Origin of the sequence: Streptococcus macedonicus ACA-DC 198 (assembly GCA_000283635.1) — a bacterium.
GTDB lineage: Bacteria > Bacillota > Bacilli > Lactobacillales > Streptococcaceae > Streptococcus > Streptococcus macedonicus.
In genome coordinates, this window is the sequence record HE613569.1 from 2019329 (window position 1) to 2038050 (window position 18722).

Sequence of the window (18722 nt, forward strand, 5' to 3'; positions counted from 1 at the left end):
TTTAAATCAGGTAACATTAATAGCTTATCAAAACCAGATTGAACAAACATTACTTTTGTAACACAGAAATAACAATTATTGTTTTTTGATGAATTATTTCTTAGCTTTATTTTCCACAAAAAACTCTAAGCAGGTTTCACCTGCTAACTCATGACAGAAAAAGAATCACCGACTATAATTAAGGTGAACAATACAAATCCGTGGTGTTTAATAGGGCTTTGCCTAGCCTGTACGAAAAACTGGATGAACAAGGGTCGTGAGATAACTCGAATACGTCTTGAACGTGAAAATAAAATTACTATCAACCTCTTGTTCTATTATTTAATGATAGAATCGGAGGTTTTTATTATGGAAGTTATGATTGAAACATGCTGTGGTATTGATGTTCATCAAAAGTCTATTGTCTGCTGTATCTTAGATGGTCCACTAGACACTAACAAGCCTAAGAAGATTCAAAAGAAATTCGGAACAACAACTGTGGCACTTCAAAAGGCTTTAGCTTGGTTAAAAGAAAATCATGTAACTCACGTCTTCTTTGAAAGTACCGGTCAATATTGGTTGCCACTTTTCAATATTTTTTTCAGATTTAGTACTTTTACTCGCCAATCCCCAACACACCAAAAATGTTCCTGGACATAAAACTGATATGAAAGATGCGGAATGGATTGCACAACTTGGAAGATGTGGACTTATCGAACCTTCTTACATACCGAGTCCTAAAGTAATGCAATTACGTTTATTAACTCATCGACTACGGTCTTACAAACAACGCCAAACCCAAGTTAAAAACGAAATTCATAATCATTTACAACATGCTAATATTAAATTAACGAGCCATCTTTCAGATGTTTTCTCTAAAACAGGACAATCTCTTTTAACTCTTTTCATCAATGGAGAAGCTATGGATTCTGAAAGTGTAGCTTCTTGTATTCATAGACGTATAAAAGCTAGTCCAGAAGAGTTAGGGGAAGCTATGAATGGAAAGTTATCACTAGAAGACCGTTTTCTTATTAGCCAAAGTTTAGAAGAATATCAAATGTATCAAAATCTAATTGAAACATTAGAGAGTGAAATCAAGGATTATATTAAAAAGGAGTTTCCCTGAAAAATACAGAATACTTCAGAGTATTCCGGGATTAATGAAAACTGTGCAACTACTGTTTTGCAGAAATTGGACCTAATGTTCAAGCATTAAAATCAGATGGACATTTAGCATCTTGGGCTGGATTAGGTCCGGGTTCGTCTGAAAGCGCAGGAATTAAAAAATCATCTCATATTACTCAAGGAAATCGCTATCTCAAACATGCTCTAACAATGTCGGGATTGATTGCGGCACACTCTAAAGATACGACTTTTTCATCACCTTACTATAGAATTTCCCAAAGAGGAAGTAAGATGAAAGCGGTAATTGTATGTGTACATAAGATTCTCAGGATTATTTATAAACTACTCGCTACTCACCAATCTTACCAAAATGAAAAGGTGTTAGAACCGAGGCAACAGTTCTAACACCTATTTTTGCGCTTTTTAAGCCGTTTTTTTTAGCATTATATATTGAATAATTTGTAAACTTAGATATTTGCCCAAACAGACTCAAGAATATTCGTTTGGTCGCGGTCTGGTCCAACTGAGAATGTTGAAATGCGAACACCAACAAGTTCACCAACACGACGAACGTAGTTACGAGCATTTTCTGGAAGCTCGTCAAGGCTACGGCAACCTGTGATGTCTTCTGACCAACCTGGTAATTCTTCATAGATTGGTTTACAACGTTTCAATTGTTCAAGACTTGCTGGGTAATGGTCAATGCGTTCACCGTCAAGGTCGTATGCCAAACAGATTTTGACCGTATCAAGACCTGAAAGAACGTCAATTGAGTTAAGTGACAAGTTTGTGATACCAGATACACGGCGGCTATGGCGCATTACAACTGAGTCAAACCAACCAATACGACGTGGACGTCCAGTTACTGTCCCATATTCGTGACCGACTTCACGGATACGGTCGCCAACTTCATCAAAAAGTTCAGTTGGGAATGGTCCGTCACCAACACGGCTTGTGTAAGCTTTACATACACCGACAACTTTGTTGATTTTACTTGGACCAACACCAGAACCGATTGTTACACCACCAGCAACTGGGTTAGATGATGTTACAAATGGGTATGTCCCTTGGTCAATATCAAGCATGACACCTTGTGCACCTTCGAAAAGGACACGCTTCCCAACGTCAAGAGCATCGTTCAAGATAACTGATGTATCTGTAACGTAATCTTTGATTTGTTGACCATATTCATAGTATTCTTCGAAAATGTCTTCAAATTTGATTGGTTCGCATTCGTACATTTTTTCGAAGAGACGATTTTTTTCTTCCAAATTCACGCGCAAGCGTTCTGCAAAGATTTCTTTGTCCAAAAGATCAGCAATTCGGATACCGACACGTGCTGCTTTATCCATGTAAGCAGGTCCGATTCCTTTATTTGTTGTCCCAATTTTATTATCACCCTTAGAAGACTCTTGCAAACGATCAAGTTTAACGTGATATGGCAAAATAACGTGTGCACGGTCAGAAATACGAAGGCTATCTGTCGTAATTCCCTCATCATGCAAGTATTTCAATTCAGTTACCAATGATTTTGGATTGACAACCACACCATTTCCGATAATAGAGATTTTCTCTGAGAAGAAAATACCTGACGGAATCAATTGCAACTTAAATTTCTTACCGTCAATAACGATAGTGTGACCTGCATTGTCTCCACCTTGATAACGTGCAATCACTTCAGCATCTTGAGACAAGAAGTCTGTGATTTTACCTTTTCCTTCATCACCCCATTGGGTACCAACAACTACTACTGATGTCATATTCTGTTCGATATGGATACTAACATTTGTACAGCGAGCAAATAAAAACGATACTAGCTAAGATGAAGCGTCACGTATCTATCTCCAAGCTATAAAATTGTATCTTCATCCTTTCTTGTACAACATGGCAGGAATCTCACCTGCGAGTTTGTCTTACAATTTATTATATGATATTTCTGACTTTTTTTCAATATTTGATAACAAAATATTATTTTTCCCGAACGTTTTTTGATTTTTTTGACAAAAACAGCTTTAAACACACACTTTTTCGACCTTCCGTTAAAAATTCATCCAGTAATCATTTCCCACAAATGCAACAGTTACTTTATTTCCTGAAAAAATGCCTGAAAATTCTGGCAAAATGTGTCAAAAATCTTGCTTTTTTAGCAACTTTTCCCTAGAATAGTTTTACATTTATGAAAAACGACCGACTATTTTTTTATTTTGACAGGATATTTATCACTAAAGAACTGTTAGATTAATGAGGAGATTGCCATGAAATTGAATGGATTATTACAAAAATCACCCGCGACTCTCCCTATCCTTCAAGCAACTTTTGGCTTAGAAAGAGAGAGCCTTCGCATTAGTAAAACAAATCACAGAGTTGCCCAAACTAAGCACCCTAAATGTTTGGGAAGTCGCTCATTTCACCCTTACATTCAGACGGATTACAGCGAGCCACAGGTGGAGTTAATCACTCCGATTGCCAACTCTACCAGTGAAGCCCTACGTTTTCTTGGGGCTATCACAGATGTCATTGGGCGCTCAATCAACAAAGATGAGTACCTTTGGCCTTTGTCAATGCCACCGAAACTATCGGCAGATGAGATTGCTATTGCCAGTCTAGAAGATGACTGGGAATGCCAATATCGTGACCATTTGGCCAAAGTGTACGGCAAGATGCTTCAATCCATGTCTGGAATTCACTACAACATGGAGCTTGGGGCTGACCTTGTGACTGCTCTTTTTGAAGAAAGTGACTATACCTCTCTAATCGCCTTTAAAAACAACCTCTACCTCAAATTAGCTCAAAACTTCCTACGTTTTCGTTGGTTATTGACTTATTTGTATGGGGCTTCGCCAATAGCAGAGCAGGGATTTCTTGACAAACCACTTGAAAAGCCTGTTCGCTCACTCCGCAATAGTCACCTTGGCTATGTTAATCATGACGACATTCAAGTATCCTACCAAAGCCTTGAACGTTATATTTCTGACATTGAACATTATGTCAATTCTGGTCAGCTCATTGCTGAAAAAGAATTTTACTCAGCTGTCCGACTTCGTGGCAGCAAACACAATCGCGATTATTTAGAAAAAGGCATTACGTACCTTGAGTTTCGTTGTTTTGATATCAATCCTTTTGACAATCGCGGTATCACCCAAGAGACACTTGATACGGTGCACCTTTTCGCCTTGGCACTTCTTTGGTTAGATGATAGCTTTGCTATTGACCAAGATATTGCTGACGCAAAAGCGCTTAATGACCGCATCGCTCTTAGCCACCCGCTTGAGAAATTGCCACAAGAAGCACCTGATGACCTTATCCTTTCTGCCATGCAAGCAGTCGTTGAACACTTTGATTTGCCAGAGCATTATCACACCCTACTCGAAAATGTTAAAGCACAGATTGAACGCCCTGAATTGACCATTGGTGGACGTTTAGTGACAGAAATTGACCACCTCTCTTTGGAAACATTTGGGCAAGAAAAAGGACAAGCCTATCACGACTATGCTTGGCACGCTCATTACGCCCTCAAAGGCTATGAGAATATGGAACTTTCCACTCAATTATTGATTTTTGATGCCATTCAAAAAGGAGTAAACGTTAATATTCTTGATGAAAATGACCAGTTTCTCAAACTTTGGCATGGTGACCATGTTGAATACGTCAAAAATGCCAATATGACTGCCAAAGATAATTACATTACACCACTTGTCATGGAAAATAAAGTAGTCACGAAGAAATTACTAGCGCAAGCAGGCTTCCCGGTCCCAGCTGGACAAGAATTCGCCGACAAAGATACCGCGCTCCGCTATTTTTCACAAGTCAAAGACAAGGCTATCGTTGTCAAACCAAAATCGACTAACTACGGACTAGGTATCTCAATTTTCAAAGAACCTGCTGACCTTGCTTCTTACCAAAGCGCTCTAGACATTGCCTTTGCTGAAGATGACACGATTTTAGTTGAAGAATTTATCTCTGGAACTGAATATCGCTTCTTCGTTCTTGATGGTAAATGCGAAGCGGTGCTTCTGCGAATTGCTGCTAACGTGGTTGGTGATGGTACACACACGATTGCGGAATTGGTTGACCTTAAAAATCAAAATCCACTCCGCGGCTACAATCACCGTTCACCACTTGAAATCATTGAACTAGGCGATATTGAACGCCTCATGTTAGAGCAACAAGGATATACACCAGATGACATTCTCCCTGAAGGTGTCAAGGTTGATTTACGCCGTAACTCTAACATTTCAACTGGCGGTGATTCAATTGACGTTACCGAAACCATGAACAAATCTTATCAACAACTAGCAGCTCAAATGGCTAGCGCTATCGGTGCTTGGGTTTGTGGGGTAGATTTGATTATTCCTGACGAAAATCTCAATGCTAGTAAAGAAGAGCCAAACTGCTCGTGTATCGAGCTGAATTTCAATCCAGCAATGTACATGCATACTTATTGCCACGCAGGAAAAGGACAAGCATTGACACCAAAAATCCTAGCAAAACTCTTCCCAGAAATCTAAAAAAATTTTTGTCACACCTGTAAACAAAAAATCTGTCTCAAAGTACAGTCATTACTTGTCATCAAACACCATTTTGCGATAAAATAAATACAAAATTAGATAGAAATGGACTGACTAACATTATGCCACGTTATGGTAGACCTCCAAGAGGTGGAAACGGTATTTTCACCGCTATTATCGGAGTTATTATTCTTATTGCTTTGCTTGAGAGCCTTTTAGAAATCATTTTACCTATTATTCTTATTGCAGGGGGTGGGTATGGTGTTTATTATTTGGCAACCAAGCAGACACGACTTGAAAAAGTCAATACCGAACAACGTTTACAAGATTTAAAAGATAGTATTAGACTGGCTGACCGCCAAGTTAAACTTTTGGATAATTACCTTGATGAAAAAGATTACACGCAATATGTTGTCGTTGCGCGCCAACTATTGCCCAAAATCCGCAACATCAAAACTGAAGTCACTGACTTAAAATCCAAAATGGACCTCAAAATCTCTAAACGTATCCTTCAGAAAGCAGAGAGTGTCGAGAAAGATATCTTGTTGCAACTGGAAAAATTGGACGTTTCACCAACAACACCGCAAGCTTCAGGTGAAGAAAAAGAATTGCTTCAATACGCTCCCGAGTTGACCAAGCTTTACAACAACATTCAAAAAGACCACTTAACCATTCTGGAAAAGATTGAAAATGCGGATAACAAGGAAGAATTAACCGCCCTTCACGAAGCAGACATGGAACGTTTTCGAGATATTTTAGAGGGCTATCTCAAAATCAAAAAATCGCCAAAAGATTATTACAATGCCGAGGAACGTTTGGCACAAGCCAAAACAGCTATGGAAAAATTTGACTTGGCATTAGACGAAACCTTGAGAAAACTGAACGAAAGTGATTTAAAAGACTTTGATATTAGCCTTCGTATGATGGCTGACGATGACACAAACTTATAATGTTGCCTTGCACATAAAGGAGAATTCTAATGGCTGATACTTTCAACTTTGATATTGATAAAATCGCTGAAAATGCGATTACAAAAACAGATAAAACAACTGAAATTATTGTTTCAAGCGACACCAGCTCAACAGGACAAGTCTCATTCTACGACAAATTGTCACCTGAACAACAATCAGCAATTACAGCTAAAGCACCTGCTTTGGTTGATAATTTCGTTGCTGACCAAAATGCTCTTCTTGATTTTGGAACATCAGCTGTTGAGGAAGTCAACACGACTGTCAATCGCATTTTGTCAGAGCAAAAGAAACTTGAAATTCCTCAAGTAGATGAATTGCTCAAAAACACCAACCGCGAACTAAATGGCTTTATCGCAAAATACAAAGACGCTAAACCTGCTGAGCTTGAAAAGAAACCAAATTTCTTGCAAAAATTTTTCAAACAAGGTAAAGACACTTTGCAAGAATTCTATTTTGATTCGCAAAATATTGAACAAAAAATGGATGGCATGGCTGCCGCTGTTGTCAAACAAGAAGAAACCTTAGCACGTAACATTGTCTCTGCTGAAATGCTTATTGAGGACAATAACAAATCTATCGAAAATCTTGTCGGTGTCATTGCTTTCATCGAAGCCGCTCAAACCGAAGGTGCCAACCGTGCTAGCCAACTGCAAAACGAAATTGCTACGCTTGATAGTGCAACGCCTGAATACCAAACAAAATCAGACGAATTGGCACGCATGACCGAAGTTATCAATACATTGGAACAACAACACACCGAATATCTCAGTCGCCTTTATGTCGCTTGGACAACAACGCCACAAATGCGCAACATGGTTAAAGTGTCATCAGATATGCGTCAAAAACTTGGTATGCTACGTCGCAACACCATTCCGACAATGAAATTGTCAATTGCCCAACTCGGTATTCTACAACAATCGGTCAAATCTGGCGTAACTGCTGATGCTATTGTCAATGCTAATAACGCTGCACTTCAAATGCTTGCTGAGACAAGCAAAGAAGCCATTCCAATGCTCGAACGCACAGCACAAAGCCCAACCGTTTCAATCCAATCCGTGACCGCACTTGCTGAAAGCCTCGTCGAACAAAATAACGGCATTATTGCTGCAATCGACAACGGTCGAAAACAGCGTGCTCAACTCGAAGCAGCCGTTGTCAAATCTGCTGAGACAATCAACGATTCTGTTAAAATTCGTGACCAAAAAATCGTTGAAGCTCTCCTCAACGACGGTAAAGAAAGCCAAGAAAAGGTTGAGAAAACAAACGTTACAGAAGAAAATTAAACTAAAAAAGCGAATTTCTCCTCGCTTTTTTATCTTCTCATTTTTATTTGATGATTACGCTTTACAGCTCACAAACTAGCCCATCAAATTTACTTTGTGTTATAATGTTCTTATGGATAAACTTATAAAATCAATTTCAAAATCTGGTTCTTTCCGTGCTTATGTACTTGATAGCACTGAAACAGTTAGAACTGCACAAGAAAAACATCAAACACTTTCTAGCTCTACTGTTGCCCTAGGTAGAACACTTATTGCCAATCAAATCCTAGCTGCTAATCAGAAAGGGGACAGCAAAGTAACCATCAAAGTTATTGGTAATAGCTCACTTGGTCACATTATCTCTGTGGCTGATACTAAAGGACATGTCAAGGGCTACATTCAAAATACTGGCGTTGATGTTAAGAAAACCGCTACTGGAGAAGTCATTGTTGGACCGCTCATGGGTGCTGGTCAATTCGTTGTCATCACAGACTACGGTACAGGTAACCCTTACACTTCTTCAACACCACTTGTCTCAGGTGAAATTGGTGAAGATTTAGCTTTTTATTTGACTGAATCTGAACAAACACCTTCTGCCGTTGGACTTAACGTTCTTCTTGACGACAATGACAAGGTCGAAGTCGCTGGTGGCTTTATGTTGCAAGTCCTTCCAGGTGCTTCTGAAGAAGAAATCAACCGCTATGAAAAACGTATCCAAAAAATGCCTGCCATTTCAAAACTTTTGGAATCTGACGACCACGTTGAAGCTCTTTTAAAAGCAATCTATGGCGAGGATGAGTACAAAGTCCTTGCTGAAGAAGAAATCGGCTTTAATTGTGACTGTTCACGTGAACGTTTTGAAGCTGCTCTTGTCACTCTTGGTAAAGACGAACTTACAGCCATGAAAGACGAAGACCACGGTGCCGAAATCACTTGCCAATTCTGTGGTAAAACTTACAACTTCACCGAAAACGACTTGGAGGGATTAATCAATGACTAAACTCAGTTCATCATTTATGATTGGTAATGTTGAAATTCCTCACCGTACGGTGCTAGCACCCATGGCAGGAGTGACGAATTCTGCCTTTCGTACGATTGCAAAAGAATTTGGAGCTGGCTTAGTTGTCATGGAGATGATCTCTGAAAAAGGTCTCCTCTACAATAACGAAAAAACTCTTCACATGCTTCACATTGATGAAAATGAGCATCCAATGTCAATCCAATTATTTGGTGGTGATGCAGACGGACTTAAACGCGCAGCTGAATTCATCCAAGAAAATACCAAGGCTGACATCGTTGACATCAATATGGGCTGCCCTGTGAATAAGGTTGTCAAAAATGAAGCAGGCGCAAAATGGCTCACAGACCCTGATAAGATTTATCACATTATCAATGAAGTTACTTCTGTTCTCGATATTCCATTGACTGTCAAAATGCGTACTGGCTGGTCAGATAGTGAGCTCGCCGTTGAAAATGCACTTGCTGCCGAATCAGCTGGTGTGTCTGCCCTTGCTATGCATGGACGTACCCGTGAGCAAATGTACACTGGAACATGTGACCACGAGACACTTGCTCGTGTTTCAAAAGCCATTACCAAAATTCCATTTATTGGAAACGGTGATGTGCGCAGCGTCCACGATGCTAAATACATGATTGAAAAAATCGGTGTTGATGCCGTTATGGTTGGACGCGCAGCCATGAACAATCCATACATCTTCACCCAAATCAATCATTACTTTGAAACAGGCGAAGAACTGCCAGACCTTCCATTTGTCAAAAAATTGGACATCGCAGAAGATCACCTCAAACGTCTCATCGACCTCAAAGGTGAAAAAATCGCTGTCCGTGAATTCCGCGGCCTAGCCCCACACTACCTCCGTGGTACCGCTGGCGCTGCTAAAATCCGTGGAGCCGTCTCACGCGCAGAAACCATCGACGAAGTCAAAGAAATCTTTAACAGCTTACGATGATTGGGAAATTTCACCGACAACAAACCCAAAAACAGCTGCTAAGTTTAACTTAGCAGCTGTTTTTATTTTATTATTAAGCAATATCAAATTTGAGTTGCCCTTTAGAAACACCGATTTTAAGGGTATTTCCACTTGCCAATTCGCCTGATAGAATAAGCTCTGATAATTCATCTTCAACTTTATCTTGCAGAGTACGGCGGAGCGGACGAGCTCCCATTTCTGGGTCGTATCCAATTTCGGCTAAATATTTCAATGCTGATGGTTGGAATTTTAGCGTAATATCTTTTTCAGCTAGTGTCGCAATCAATGGTTTAACCATGATTTTCACGACATCACGCATATTTTCTTGAGTTAAGTTGTGGAAAACAACTTTTTCATCAATACGGTTGATGAATTCAGGTCGGTAAGTTTTTTTGAGTTCTTCCATGATGCGTTTTTGCATTGCCTCATAATCATGAGCCATATCACGCGCACCAAAACCAACTGTCTTTTCATCACGCAAAGCGGTTGCCCCAAGATTTGATGTCATGATAATAATCGTGTTTGAAAAATCAACTTTACGACCACGACTATCCGTCAGCACACCGTCATCCAACACTTGGAGAAGCACATTGAAAATATCTGGGTGGGCTTTTTCAATTTCATCAAATAGAAGCACAGAATAAGGTTTGTTGCGAACTTTTTCAGTCAATTCGCCACCTTCTTCATAACCGACATACCCTGGAGGAGCTCCGTTAAGACGGCTCGCCGCAAATTTTTCCATGTACTCAGACATATCAAAACGGATAAGAGCAGATTCATCATCAAATAGCAATTCTGCTAGTGCCTTAGCCAACTCTGTTTTACCAACACCCGTTGGACCCAAGAACATAAACGAGCCAATCGGACGTTTGCCTGTACGAATGCCCGCTTGATTACGACGAATAGCACGACTAATCGCTGAAATAGCTGAATCTTGGCCAATCACACGCTTATGGAATTCTTTTTCGAGGTTCAAGTATTTCTTACTATCTGCCTGTGTCATTTTCTCAACAGGAATACCTGACAAACGACTGAGCGTTGCCATAATATCATCTTCTGTCACAGCAGTTGGTTTACGATTTGGCTTCTTGCGTGACTCTTTCAGCAATTTCGTTGCCAATTTGAAATCACCTTCCAAAATAGCTTTATCAGCAGGTGTCAAAGTAGCTGGCGCTTCTTTTTTCACCAAACCTTGAACCGTTGCACTTGCTTCATCAAGCAAATCAATCGCTGAATCAGGAAGATTTTTACTTGTCAAATAGCGATGCGCAGCTTTGACAGCCGTTAAAACAGCTTCATCAGAAATCACCACATTATGAAAATCTTCATATGATTTCTTTAGTCCAAGCAAGATTTGGTAAGCATCTTCAACACTTGGTTCTTCAATGGTAATCTTAGCAAAACGGCGAGAAAGCGCCGCATCTTTTTCGAGATGTTTTTGATATTCTTCTTGCGTTGTCGCACCAACCATATGAAGCGTACCACGCGCAAGTGCTGGTTTTAAAATATTAGCCGCATCCAAAGTGCTGTCAATTCCAGAGCCTGAACCCATAATCGTATGCACTTCGTCAATGAATAGAATAATATGACCGTCTTCCTCAATATCTGAGATGATTTGGTTCATGCGTTCTTCAAAATCACCACGGAATCGCGTACCAGCCACAACGCTCATCATATCAAGCTCTAAAACACGCATGTCTTGGAGTTCATACGGAATCGCACCATTGACAATTCGCTGTGCCAAACCGTAAGCAAGAGCCGTTTTACCAACACCAGCTTCCCCTACTAAAACTGGATTGTTTTTCGTTTTGCGGCTAAGCACCTGCACCATACGAGAAATTTCTTTTTCACGACCAATAACAGGTTCTAATTTTCCTTGACGTGCCATCTCTGTCAAATCACGCGTGAAATCTGACAAATCCTCCGCTGTTGACTGTGGTTTCAGCATTTCAGAAAAAGCACCGCCCATTGTCGATTTTTTCGGCTTACGAAGTTCATGAATAGCTTTGATATTTTCCTTTGTAAAACCAGCATTACGTGCCAAACTCTTACGCAAATCAATCAAACGAGCAGCGTCACCGTCTTCTTTGTTTTTAAAACCAGCAACCTCTAACAAACGTGTGGCAAATAAATCAAGGTTTAACAACATCGCATAAAGCACGTGTTCTGTCCCGATTTCGTTACCACCAGTCACCTGACAAATAGACTCAGCAAATGCTAAAACATCACTAAGAGCTTTAGATTGTTCCACAAAGTGAACTCTGTCAACATCCGTTAACGGTGATTTCCCAATGGCTAAAACAGCTGCCGCTTCATATTCTTCATAAGCAATTTTAGTTTGGTATTCCGCAAATGTTAGCCCTGCGACTGAGTCATGGATAGCAACCATAGCTAAAAGGACGTGCCAACTTTCTAAATATGGGCTTTCAAAACGCGCTGCTTGGTATTGAGCAACACTGAAAACCTCTTGCATTTTTATCGAATACTCACTCATAAATGGAATCCTTTTCTATCTAATCTTTGTAAAATTTTCCGCAACATATGCGCCCTAATCTCTGGAGCATCTTTGCCAAGAACATCATCCGAAGCCGTTGCTAAAATCAAATTTCCTTCACGTTCAGTAATGATTTTTTCATCAAATAGCAACTGAATCAAATCCGTGAAAACCTGCTCACTAATACGTTCACCAATGTTTGACATAAGATTACCAAACATTTGATGTTGATCTGAAAAACGCACTCTGGCAATGCGGATATAACCTCCGCCACCACGTTTACTTTCGACAGTATAACCACGACTTTCCGTGAAACGCGTTTTAATCACATAATTAATCTGACTAGGAACAACTTGAAAGGTATCTGCCAAGTTTGACCGCTTAATTTCAGCAATACCTGATTGGGCAAGTAATTGCTTAATGTATTCTTCAATACTATCAGATGTATTTTTTGCCATTAGCTTCCTCCTTTTCAAGATTAATGACCATTTCCAAATGGACTATATTTGACTATAACTGACTATTATTATAACAAAAATATCCTTTTTAGGGGAGAATGAGCCCTACTAATTTAGATAAATCTAATATCTCCATCTCGAGTTTCATAAAAATAAAGGCAATCTATCCAATACAGCATTTTGAGCGAATTCAGCAAGCAAAAATTGAGTGCTCTAACACTCAATTGTGTGCGCTTTGGCAACTAAAAAACGCCAATCGTCTGCGAAAGGAGGTGTGTTAGTATGTTGTGCCAAGCTCTTTATTTTGGTTATCGTTCGCAATATAGTTAACTATGTTGTGATTCCTCTAGCACGCCTATTTGGAACGAAATGGATAGAGAAGCATTTTGATGATAACAAAAAATAGTTGTCCTTCTCTGAGACGTTGCAAGGTTGTTAGCGATAATAAAAAGTACCTTGGCTTTGGCTGGCAAGGTGCTTTTCTTGTGTTCAGATATTACTCTGAAATTCCCCTTGCTGTTGCAATTATTCTAGCAGGAGTTAATACTCCTGTCAAAGAAAGGCAATCAAATAGCCAATCACACCAAGCATAATGCCATTTTCAGCCCAAAATAAGGCAAAAGAATTTCAACGAAAGACAGATTTTAGTTGTGTTTGCTCAAGTGATAGGATACAATAAAATCTGTAACAAACGAAAGGTTTCAAGTAAATGAACTATATTATTACATTTTTGATTGCCATGGTTCCTCTTGTAGAACTTCGTGGCGCTATTCCTTATGCAATCGCCACTGGTATTCCAATGTGGCAAGCACTTATTATCGGGGTTATCGGCAATATGCTTCCCGTCCCAGTTATCTTCTTCTTCGCACGTCGTGTGCTTGAATGGGGAGCAGATAAACCAGTTATCGGTGGTTTCTTTACTTGGTGTTTGAAAAAAGGTCACAACGGTGGAAAAAAACTAGCTGAGACGGCTGGTGACCGTGGACTTTTTATCGCCTTATTGCTCTTTGTTGGTATCCCAATTCCTGGAACAGGTGCTTGGACTGGAACATTAGCCGCATCAATCCTTGATTGGAACTTTAAACAAAGCGTTATTGCAGTTATGCTCGGCGTTATCCTCGCAGGACTAGTCATGGGAACATTAACAATTCTCGGCCTAGGAGCATTTAGCTAAAACAAAAACAAGAGCTTAGAAAGCAAACTAAGCTCTTTTAATATTGTTTTTTTATCAACTGTTAGCAAGATTACTCAAGCATACAAAACCACCTGCGATTTCTATCTCAAGTGGTTATTTTTATTAGCAAGCTATTCTTACTTGTTAAGTGCTGCTGCCATTGTTGCTGCAACTTCTGATTCAAAGTCGTTAGCAGCTTTTTCGATACCTTCACCAACTTCAAAGCGAGCAAAAGTAACAACTTTAGCATTTACTGAATCAAGGTATTGTTCAACAGTTTTGCTGTCGTCCATGATGTAAACTTGTGCAAGAAGTGTGTATTGTTGGTCAACTTTAGTGTTGTCAAGCATGAAGCGATCCATTTTACCAGGGATGATTTTATCCCAGATTTTTTCTGGTTTGCCTTCTGCTTTAAGCTCTGCTTTGATATCTTCTTCAGCTTGAGCGATTACTTCATCAGACAATTGTGATTTAGAACCGAATTTCAAGTGTGGAAGAGCTGGTTTGTTAACCATTGCACGTGATTCGTTATCTTGATCGATTTTGTGGTTCATTTGAGCCAATTCAGCGTGGATGAATTCTTGATCAAGTTCTTCGTATGAAAGAACTGTTGGTTTCATAGCTGCAACGTGCATTGAGATTTGTTTAGCAAGAGCTTCGTCGCCACCTTCAATAACAGTTACAACACCGATACGTCCACCATTGTGTTGGTATGCACCAAAGTGTTGGTCATCAGTTTTTTCGATAAGAGCAAAACGACGGAATGAAATTTTTTCACCGATAGTTGCAGTTGCGTTAGCATAAGCTGCTTCCAAAGTTTCACCTGAAGCCAAAGTAACTTTAAGTGCTTCTTCGTTGTTAGCAGGTTTTTGTTCAGCGATAACTTTAGCTGTTTCTTTAACCAATTCAACGAATTGTGCATTTTGAGCAACGAAGTCAGTTTCAGCGTTAACTTCAACAACTGCTGCAACGTTACCGTCAACATAAAGACCAGTCAAACCTTCAGCGGCTACGCGGTCAGCTTTTTTAGCTGCTTTAGCCATACCTTTTTCGCGAAGCAATTCAATTGCTTTTTCCATGTCACCGTCAGTTTCAACAAGTGCTTTTTTAGCGTCCATGACACCAGCACCTGTTTTTTCACGCAATTCTTTTACTTGAGCTGCAGTAATTGCCATTTTTTATGTCCTCCAGGATTTTTTGTTTTCCAAAATAATAAAAACGAGACAGAGCGGTTTGCTTTCTGCCCCGTTTTAAAGCATATTAAAGACTGTTAAGCCTTAAAATCTTATTCGTTGTCGCCTTCTACAACTTCAACGATTTCTTCGATTGAGTCAGCTTGTGCTTCTGATGCAAAATCAACATCTGCATCTTCACCTTGACGTCCTTCGATAACAGCATCAGCCAATTTAGATGTAATCAATTTAACGGCACGGATAGCATCATCGTTTGCTGGGATGATAACATCGATGTCATCTGGATCAGCATTTGTATCAACCATTGCAACAACAGGGATACCAAGTTTTTTAGCTTCTTTAACAGCGATTTGTTCTTTGTGTGGGTCAACAACGTACATTACGTCTGGGATACGAGGCATATCTTCGATACCACCCAAGAATTTTTCAAGACGAGCACGTTGTTTGTTAAGAAGAGCAACTTCTTTCTTAGGAAGAAGTTCAAAAGTTCCATCTTCTTCCATACGTTTGATTTCTTTCAAACGAGCGATACGTTTTTGGATAGTATCCCAGTTTGTAAGAGTTCCACCCAACCAACGGTGGTTGATGTAGTATTGACCAGCACGTTCTGCTTCTTCTTTAACAGCATCAGCGGCTTGTTTTTTAGTACCAACAAACAAGATAACAGCGTCGTTAGCAGCTGCATCACGAACGAATTCGTAAGCTGCGTCAACCATTTTTACAGTTTGTTGAAGGTCAATAACGTGGATACCATTACGTTCTGTGAAGATGTATTTAGCCATCTTAGGGTTCCAGCGACGAGTTTGGTGACCAAAGTGAACACCAGCCTCAAGAAGTTGTTTCATTGAAATTACTGCCATGAGTAGTTTCTCCTTTTTATAATGTTTTTTCCTCTCCCAGACTTCATCTTGCAAACCCACCCATAAAGAGCAACAGGTTCACAATACATCCAGAATGAGTATTTGTTGCATAATACAACTATCATAGTTTACCATAAAAGCCCCACTTTGACAAGTCAAATGCGACCTTAAAAAAGCTTTTCTTTAAAGTATTTTGGCAAAGATTTTTGCATACTTCCTATCATAAAATATCTTCCATGATAAATTCTTGTTCCCTTATCACAAAAATAAAAGCCCGACAGAATCGGGCTTTTGGGTGTAAACACATTATATAAAGGCGGTAGACGGATTTGAACCGACGATCAAGCTTTTGCAGAGCCGTGCCTTACCACTTGGCTATACCGCCATAACAAATAATATTTTACCTTAAAATCTAAATGGCGTCAAGTAGATTTCTTAAATTCTGAACTTATCTTACCGATTCTATTTCCTTATAAAATAGGGGATTTATGCTATAATACTAAAAATCTTTGGAGGTGTTTTATGAAAAAACTAAGTCCTAACAGTCACATTCGCGTACTCAGTCCGTCAGATTCAATTGCTCGCTTGGGTGGATTTGAAGCCAATCTTTCTGCCAAAGAAACGTTAGAAAATATAGGATTTCGTATGTCATTTTCAGAACATTATTTAGAATCTGATATGCTTTATTCTTCTTCAATCAAGAGCCGTGTTGCTGATTTGCACGCTGCTTTTGCTGATGACTCTATTGATGCTATTCTGGCTACGATTGGTGGTTTTAATTCTAACGAACTGTTGCCCTATATTGACTACGACTTAATTGCCAAACACCCTAAAATCATCTGTGGATATTCGGATTCGACGGCCTTTTTGAATGCTATTTTTGCTAAAACTGGAAACCTCACTTACATGGGACCGTCATATTCTAGTTTTAAAATGAAAGAAGGTCAAGATTACCAGAGCAAGGCTTGGTTAAATGCCATGACAAAATCAGCTTACGACCTTGTTCCAAGCCAAGAGTGGTCAAGCGACCCTTGGTATGACCCAACACAACCACGTCATTTTATGCCAACAGAATGGAAAATTTACAACGCAGGGAAAGCTTCTGGCACTATTATTGGTGGAAATTTATCTACTTTTGGACTTCTTCGCGGAACACCTTACGCCCCTCAAGTCAACGATTATATCCTTTTCTTAGAGCAAGCAGAAGCAGATAATTACCTTGATTTTGACCGCAATTTAGCAGCCATTTTACAAGCTTACTCCAATCCAAAAGCGGTGATTATCGGACGCTTCCCAAAGGAATGCCAAATGACACCCGAAATATTAACCTATATCCTAGACAAGCACCCACTTCTTAAAACCATTCCCGTCATGTATGACCTTGATTTTGCCCACACTCAGCCACTCTTTACAATCACTATCGGCGCACAAGCAAGTATTGACACTGATACTTTGAGTATTCATATCGAGGAATAAATACCCTAAAAAAGAATAATTAAAATATTTTCATTTGCAGATTTTCAAATAAACCGATTTCATCAATTCCTCTGCTAAAATGGGGTTATAATCTAAGGAGGAAATCTACTATGTTGAAACGCTTAATTAATTTATTACCTATTCTTATCTTTTTGCTTTTGCCACTTAATTTAATAAAGCAACCCTTAATAATAAACCTTAAACAAAACTCTTTTCATGACACAAAAAGAACCGCCCTTATCCAATCTCTGTAAGGGCGGTTTTTATTTGTTTAGTTTTGATCAAAAAGACTTGATAGATTTGCCTTTAAGAAAGCAACAATAATCGGATTGCCAACCTCTTCGACGCAAGCAATATAATGTTCCAAATCAGAAAGGTCATCTGACCCACTTTCGATATGGGCAATAATTTTTTTCGAGAAATTCAAGCAAATCGTCACAAACATATCTTGATAAGTTATGATTTTCTCCAAACATTCAATAAAATAAGTCCTTGGTAAATTTTGCGATAACTAATCAAGGTCAAAATCAAGTTCAGAAAAACAAGCTCTGCACTTTTCTTATGATTTGGCAAAGATAAATACAATTTATCTCACTCACAAATGCTTTTCCAAGAAAAATCAAGTCATCATCAGATAAAATGGTCATTGTATTACCAAAAATGTAAAGCTCATACTCTGTCCATTCTTCTATCTCATAAAGATAAGATGTCAAAAAATTCTTTTCGTCTTCTGTGATAACATAGCTAGAGTACAAAGAATGAATCGTAATCTTAATCATTAATTCATTTAAACGATTGTAAACATCAAATGATTCGGTATTTTTATCAGTCTCAAGCAGACGACGCAAACCGTCAATATCTTGCTTGTTATACAAATCAGAGATGACATTTCCTAGTTTAAAAAAACTCGTTTCTTCGTAATTATTAATGGCATGACCAAATTCTGAAAAGGTCATGTGAATCCCTGAAATAGCAATCAACAGTTTATCCGCCGCTAACATGGTTTGACCATTTTCAAAACGTGACAAGTGCGAAACTGATAAATTAGCACGCGCAATATCTTTCAATTTTAAGCCCCGAACAATTCTTAATTCACGGTACAATTCACCTAATTGCATTGACTTTTCAAGATTCATACAGTCTCCTTTATGTCAAATGTTTAATCACCATCAAATCTCAAGTGATTATTTTCATGCGTCCAACTGACCAATAACCATGCCTGTCTTTACGC

General features: G+C 39.1%; 15 protein-coding genes, 1 tRNA gene and 1 pseudogene. 10 read left to right on the forward strand and 7 right to left on the reverse strand.

Annotation, left to right across the window (positions count from 1 at the left end; translation table 11 throughout):
• Positions 1-348 precede the first annotated feature (348 nt).
• The 3 genes from SMA_RS12285 to SMA_RS12425 all read left to right on the forward strand — a co-directional run bounded on the left by SMA_RS12285 (position 349) and on the right by SMA_RS12425 (position 1509).
• Positions 349-639: an IS110 family transposase gene (locus tag SMA_RS12285; protein WP_257235535.1), complete on the forward strand. Its 291-nt coding sequence runs from the start codon at positions 349-351 to the stop codon at positions 637-639.
• A 7-nt stretch (positions 640-646) separates the two neighbouring features.
• Positions 647-1105, forward strand: a complete 459-nt coding sequence (locus SMA_RS11235) for an IS110 family transposase (protein ID WP_257235519.1) — start codon at positions 647-649, stop codon at positions 1103-1105.
• Between the two features lie 65 nt (positions 1106-1170).
• Positions 1171-1509 (forward strand): transposase, encoded by a 339-nt coding sequence (locus tag SMA_RS12425; RefSeq protein ID WP_044563152.1) that lies wholly within the window; start codon positions 1171-1173, stop codon positions 1507-1509.
• A 62-nt stretch (positions 1510-1571) separates the two neighbouring features.
• Here the strand turns inward: SMA_RS12425 and SMA_RS10010 are convergent, their stop codons facing one another.
• Positions 1572-2864 carry an adenylosuccinate synthase gene (locus tag SMA_RS10010; RefSeq protein ID WP_014295426.1) on the reverse strand — a complete coding sequence of 431 codons (1293 nt, stop codon included), beginning with the start codon at positions 2862-2864 and terminating at the stop codon, positions 1572-1574.
• A gap of 495 nt (positions 2865-3359) precedes the next feature.
• Here SMA_RS10010 and gshAB point away from each other — a divergent pair, with 495 nt between their 5' ends.
• The 5 genes from gshAB (at position 3360) to dusB (ending at position 9815) form a co-directional block, all read left to right on the forward strand.
• Entirely contained in the window at positions 3360-5612 is a 2253-nt protein-coding gene (gene gshAB / locus SMA_RS10015) for a bifunctional glutamate--cysteine ligase GshA/glutathione synthetase GshB (protein ID WP_014295427.1), read from the forward strand.
• 122 nt (positions 5613-5734) lie between these two features.
• On the forward strand, positions 5735-6562 hold the full coding sequence (locus SMA_RS10020; protein WP_014295428.1) for a hypothetical protein: 828 nt from the start codon (positions 5735-5737) through the stop codon (positions 6560-6562).
• A 29-nt stretch (positions 6563-6591) separates the two neighbouring features.
• Complete coding sequence (locus SMA_RS10025; protein ID WP_014295429.1) at positions 6592-7866, forward strand: toxic anion resistance protein; 1275 nt, start codon at positions 6592-6594, stop codon at positions 7864-7866.
• A gap of 112 nt (positions 7867-7978) precedes the next feature.
• Positions 7979-8845 carry an Hsp33 family molecular chaperone HslO gene (gene hslO, locus SMA_RS10030; protein ID WP_014295430.1) on the forward strand — a complete coding sequence of 289 codons (867 nt, stop codon included), beginning with the start codon at positions 7979-7981 and terminating at the stop codon, positions 8843-8845.
• Positions 8838-9815 carry a tRNA dihydrouridine synthase DusB gene (gene dusB, locus SMA_RS10035; RefSeq protein WP_014295431.1) on the forward strand — a complete coding sequence of 326 codons (978 nt, stop codon included), beginning with the start codon at positions 8838-8840 and terminating at the stop codon, positions 9813-9815. Before hslO ends, dusB begins: the two co-directional genes overlap by 8 nt.
• A gap of 73 nt (positions 9816-9888) precedes the next feature.
• Here dusB and SMA_RS10040 read toward each other — a convergent pair whose 3' ends face one another.
• The gene (locus SMA_RS10040; protein WP_014295432.1) at positions 9889-12330 is read right to left on the reverse strand and encodes an ATP-dependent Clp protease ATP-binding subunit; all 2442 of its coding nucleotides are present in this window, start codon (positions 12328-12330) and stop codon (positions 9889-9891) included.
• Positions 12327-12788 carry a CtsR family transcriptional regulator gene (locus SMA_RS10045; RefSeq protein ID WP_014295433.1) on the reverse strand — a complete coding sequence of 154 codons (462 nt, stop codon included), beginning with the start codon at positions 12786-12788 and terminating at the stop codon, positions 12327-12329. Before SMA_RS10045 ends, SMA_RS10040 begins: the two co-directional genes overlap by 4 nt.
• A gap of 709 nt (positions 12789-13497) precedes the next feature.
• Here SMA_RS10045 and SMA_RS10055 point away from each other — a divergent pair.
• A complete protein-coding gene (locus SMA_RS10055; protein ID WP_014295435.1) occupies positions 13498-13962 on the forward strand; it encodes a COG2426 family protein in 465 nt (154 codons plus the stop codon).
• A 137-nt stretch (positions 13963-14099) separates the two neighbouring features.
• Here the strand turns inward: SMA_RS10055 and tsf are convergent, their stop codons facing one another.
• From tsf to SMA_RS10070, 3 genes are all read right to left on the reverse strand, one after another.
• Positions 14100-15137: a translation elongation factor Ts gene (gene tsf / locus SMA_RS10060; protein ID WP_014295436.1), complete on the reverse strand. Its 1038-nt coding sequence runs from the start codon at positions 15135-15137 to the stop codon at positions 14100-14102.
• A gap of 110 nt (positions 15138-15247) precedes the next feature.
• Positions 15248-16015 carry a 30S ribosomal protein S2 gene (gene rpsB, locus SMA_RS10065; RefSeq protein ID WP_044563155.1) on the reverse strand — a complete coding sequence of 256 codons (768 nt, stop codon included), beginning with the start codon at positions 16013-16015 and terminating at the stop codon, positions 15248-15250.
• Positions 16016-16329: 314 nt separating this feature from the next.
• A tRNA-Cys gene (locus tag SMA_RS10070) sits at positions 16330-16400 on the reverse strand.
• Between the two features lie 137 nt (positions 16401-16537).
• Here SMA_RS10070 and SMA_RS10075 point away from each other — a divergent pair.
• Positions 16538-17491 carry a S66 family peptidase gene (locus SMA_RS10075; RefSeq protein ID WP_014295437.1) on the forward strand — a complete coding sequence of 318 codons (954 nt, stop codon included), beginning with the start codon at positions 16538-16540 and terminating at the stop codon, positions 17489-17491.
• A 271-nt stretch (positions 17492-17762) separates the two neighbouring features.
• Here the strand turns inward: SMA_RS10075 and SMA_RS10080 are convergent.
• A pseudogene (locus SMA_RS10080) lies at positions 17763-18627 on the reverse strand (helix-turn-helix domain-containing protein).
• Between the last annotated feature and the right edge of the window lie 95 nt (positions 18628-18722).